The 3,865-nt window shown below is 22.0% G+C and carries 4 protein-coding genes; 3 read left to right on the top strand and 1 reads right to left on the bottom strand.

Going from position 1 to position 3,865, the window contains the following annotated elements:
- Positions 1 to 1,925, bottom strand: a 1,925-nt coding sequence (locus TS70_RS06030; RefSeq protein ID WP_198049709.1) for a hypothetical protein, incomplete at its 3' end; no start/stop codon positions are given.
- Positions 1,926 to 2,461: 536 nt separating this feature from the next.
- Between TS70_RS06030 and TS70_RS06025 the strand changes: the two genes are divergently transcribed.
- The 3 genes from TS70_RS06025 to TS70_RS06015 all read left to right on the top strand — a co-directional run.
- On the top strand, positions 2,462 to 2,611 hold the full coding sequence (locus TS70_RS06025) for a hypothetical protein (RefSeq protein ID WP_198049708.1): 150 nt from the start codon (positions 2,462 to 2,464) through the stop codon (positions 2,609 to 2,611).
- Positions 2,612 to 2,865: 254 nt separating this feature from the next.
- Positions 2,866 to 3,129: a hypothetical protein gene (locus tag TS70_RS06020; protein ID WP_198049707.1), complete on the top strand. Its 264-nt coding sequence runs from the start codon at positions 2,866 to 2,868 to the stop codon at positions 3,127 to 3,129.
- A partial coding sequence (locus tag TS70_RS06015) for a ParA family protein (protein WP_198049706.1) occupies positions 3,116 to 3,865 on the top strand: 750 nt, incomplete at its 3' end. The genes TS70_RS06020 and TS70_RS06015, both read left to right, overlap by 14 nt.

Raw genomic sequence — 3,865 nt, 5'->3', positions numbered from 1 at the left:
CTTGTTACTAAATTATTTGCTGTTTGATTTTGATATCAATCTTGTCTAGAAATATGATTTGTCAAATCAAACTGTTGTAATAAATTTTGAACATATAATAAATTTTGTAATTCTCGTTCACCAAATAATTGAATAAATCGCGCTCTAAATTCTTCATTATTATTTCTTACTGGTAATAAATAAGCTGTTGCTACAGATCAAAACAAACAACTACCATCGTGAAGAACATCATAACTATCATAATTTAATAAAGATTGAATATTTATTTTAAAGGGTAAATTATTTTTATTGCTAATATCTATATTATTAAATTTTTGAATTAATGAATTAATTTTTTCTAAACTAGTGTTATTTTCTTTTTTATTCAAAGAAGGATACTCTGATTCAAAAGAAATATTATTAATTTTAATATTTGTTAATAAAATTGAAAATATATTTTTTGACATTTCATAAATTAATGAAAAACCAGGGTAATCAACTTTATCAGCAATTTTATCTAATAAGACTGAATAAAGAGAAAATCAATCGCTTGGAGAAAGAGATAAATCTGTGCCAGGGTTATTAATTTCGAAAATTTCTTTTTCTATATTCTGTACTATATTTTTTAAATCATAAAGATCATTTTTAATTTCTTGAATTTCTTTAATTATATTAATACTTAATTCTTGTATTTTTCATTCAAGTTCTATTATTCTTAAAAGTCCATCAAAATCTCTTATATAGCTTTTTAATATTTCTTTTTCTTGATTTCTATAGATTCATTTTTGGTTTTCGTTACTACTATCTATAATTTTTAATTTTTTAGGAAGATTATCAACATAATCTTTTAAATGAGATTCTCATTTTTTGTACATTGAATCATTTTTAATTTTATCTTCAAGTTCTTTTAATGTTTTTTTTGAAATAAAATACAACATAGGTTTTAAAATAATTTTTGGATAACCACTTTTGCTATCAATTTTAATCTTTATTTTAGCGGAAGAATTTTTTGTAAAATGAGAATATAAAGTTTTTTCAAAAACATTTAATTCTGATATTTTTAATTTTGGATATTGATTTTGAAGAGCATCAAGGATTGATTTATCATCTTCATTATCAATTATTTCTAAAATTATTTCTTTTTTATTAAAATCTTTAAAATCATTTTTTAATGTATTTATTATATTATTATCATCATAATTACTGCTAACATAAACTTCTTCATATTTATCATCATTATCATCTTCAATATTTGAAGAAAAATAATAAATATCTAGTACTGTCGTGTAAAAGCTACGGCGCATTTCAAATTCTAACTCACGTAAAACATCTTTGTATATGAAATTACTATTAGAATTACTCCCGCCAACAATAATATCATATGGTTCAATTTTAAATAAAATTCGTATTCTTCTTGTTTTGTCACTGTTTTCTCATTTACTATTTATTTTTTGAAAATTATTGTATAACATACGACCTAATTCATTAAAACTTAAACTATATTTTGTTTTTGTTGATTCTAAAATAGAATATTCTTCTTTAAAATTTATATGTTTGTTGTTTTTGATAAAATTTGGAAATTCATTTTCTATTTTATTTCTGAATCTTGTTGAAAAATCTTCTTCGTTATAACTGCTATTATATAAATTAATAATTTCTCTTCAAAAAATAGGTGTTAATTTTATAAAAAAACATTTAAATTTTTTAAAAAATAACATACTGCTTTCTTTTACTTCTCCAATTACATTGTTTGTATAAATAGATTTTTCAAATTCATCATCATTTTGTCTTTTATTTCTAATTAATTTTTCTAAATTATTTGTTTGTTGATAATTAAATTTATTATTTAATTTTTGTTGTTTTTCATAAGGACTAACCGCAATCACTGAAGGTATTACATTTCCAGTTATCATAATTGTTCCTAATAATCCTAAAAGTTTTTTCATTTTGTATATTTCCTTTTCATTCTGTTACAAAATAAATTTAATTAAAATAAATTTTCAACAAAAGTGAAAATTTATTAGTTTTCAAAATACAATTTGACAAAACAGTATTATTTTGTTAATTTATAATTATGAAAATATAAATTTTTGTGAGTTGTATTTTCATTTTTTATTTTACTTTGCTAATAACCCAAATTTATATTTAGGCAAATTGATTATAGCATCAAAAATATTAAAAAGAACAAAAAATTTTTCTTGATTTTATTAATTTTTATATCAAATTCAATTTTGGGCGAGCGGTTGATTTTCTTAAATTTTTGTGATAAAATGACTTACAAGTTAAAAAATATTTTGAAATTATTTCAAACAAATTTTGGAACCTTTATAAAATTCTTCGCTTAACGCTTAGAATTTTTCCCAAGGATTTTGAAAAGCGCGGCAAAAGTTTTTTTAAACTTTAAGGCATTTTTCAAAAAACTTATGGAAATCACCGCGAGCCCAGTTTGAGATATAATTACTAAAAACGAAGGTGATATGTGATGTTTGGCTTTGATTGAAATGCTGTAATTTCTCTAAAATATGAAGTTGATAATTTGCAAATTATCAACGGTTTACTACAAAAAGATAAGAAATTGATTAGTATTCTTGTAAAATACTTAGAACAACTTCAACCGAATATTTTAACATAATCCCAAGAAAAAACCCTTATAAAATAAGGGTTTTTTCTTGCTTGTTTTGCAATTGTCGTTTGTGGCGCATTGAGTGTTGTTTTCGCGGGTAAATGGTAATAAAGACTTGATTTTGATTAACTTTATTGTATAATACTATTAATACTAAATATAGTATTAATAGTATAGATATATAAAGACTTGATTTTGATTAACTTTATTGTATAATACTATTAATACTAAATATAGTATTAATAGTATAGAAAGGGAACAGTATGCCTAATAAAGTAAATAAATTAATAAAGGAAACTATAAATAATAATGATATATACAAAAATAATTCTAGTTTTAAAAATGTTAAAGAATTTAAAAAAATGGATGAAATTAATGTTATGCCAAGGATGCTATGCGATGTGGAATTAGTACAAAAATTTAGAAATTTAGCAAAACAAAAACAGTGAACAAACACAACTCTTATGAATAATATTTTAAGAGATTATTTTGATAGATTGGAGAATAGTAAAAATGAAGATGATTAGTTTTGCAGTAAAAAAAGGTGGGGTAGGCAAAACGACATTATGCAAAAATGTTGCCTATAAATTAGCTATTGATGGGGCAAAAGTCTTATTGATTGACCTTGACCCGCAAGCAACCTTATCATCTAATTTTTCTAACAATAATTATGATTATAAAAAAAATATTATACCTTTAATTACAAACCCAAGTTTAATAACTATTGATAAAATTATTCAATCAACAAAATATAAAAACATTGATATTATTGTTGGCGGAGAAGAAATAAATTCAACAACAACTTTAATAAATACTTTTTATAAAAGTGAAAAAGATAAATATTTATTTTCTGATTTAATTTATGAAATTAATGAAAAAATATTTGATAGTTATGATTATATTTTGATTGATTACCCACCAACAATACAAGAACTAGCAATTAGTTTTTTGATGTTATCTGATTTAATAATTGCACCATTAACTGATGATGGTGGTTGTTATAAAGGGGTGTTAGATTTAAAAAATACTTTAAATCATATTGCTAAAATTATTAATAAACAACCACCAAATATTAAGATTTTACTAAATAATGTAAAAAATAATGATGTTACAGAAACCATTTTGGAATGATTAAAAAATGATAATCTTACTCAATATTTATTAAAATGTGATATTAAACATTCTGATACGTTTTCAAAAAATACCGTTAAATTAGATACAATATGAACCAACCCTACATATTGGCGGCAAAAGCAAGCATAC

Source organism: Spiroplasma sp. hyd1 (assembly GCF_016082235.1).
GTDB classification, from domain to species: Bacteria; Bacillota_I; Bacilli_A; order Mycoplasmatales; family Mycoplasmataceae; genus Spiroplasma; species Spiroplasma poulsonii.
The sequence above is the reverse complement of the archived record's forward strand: the minus strand, read 5'-3'. Positions and strand labels throughout refer to the sequence as shown.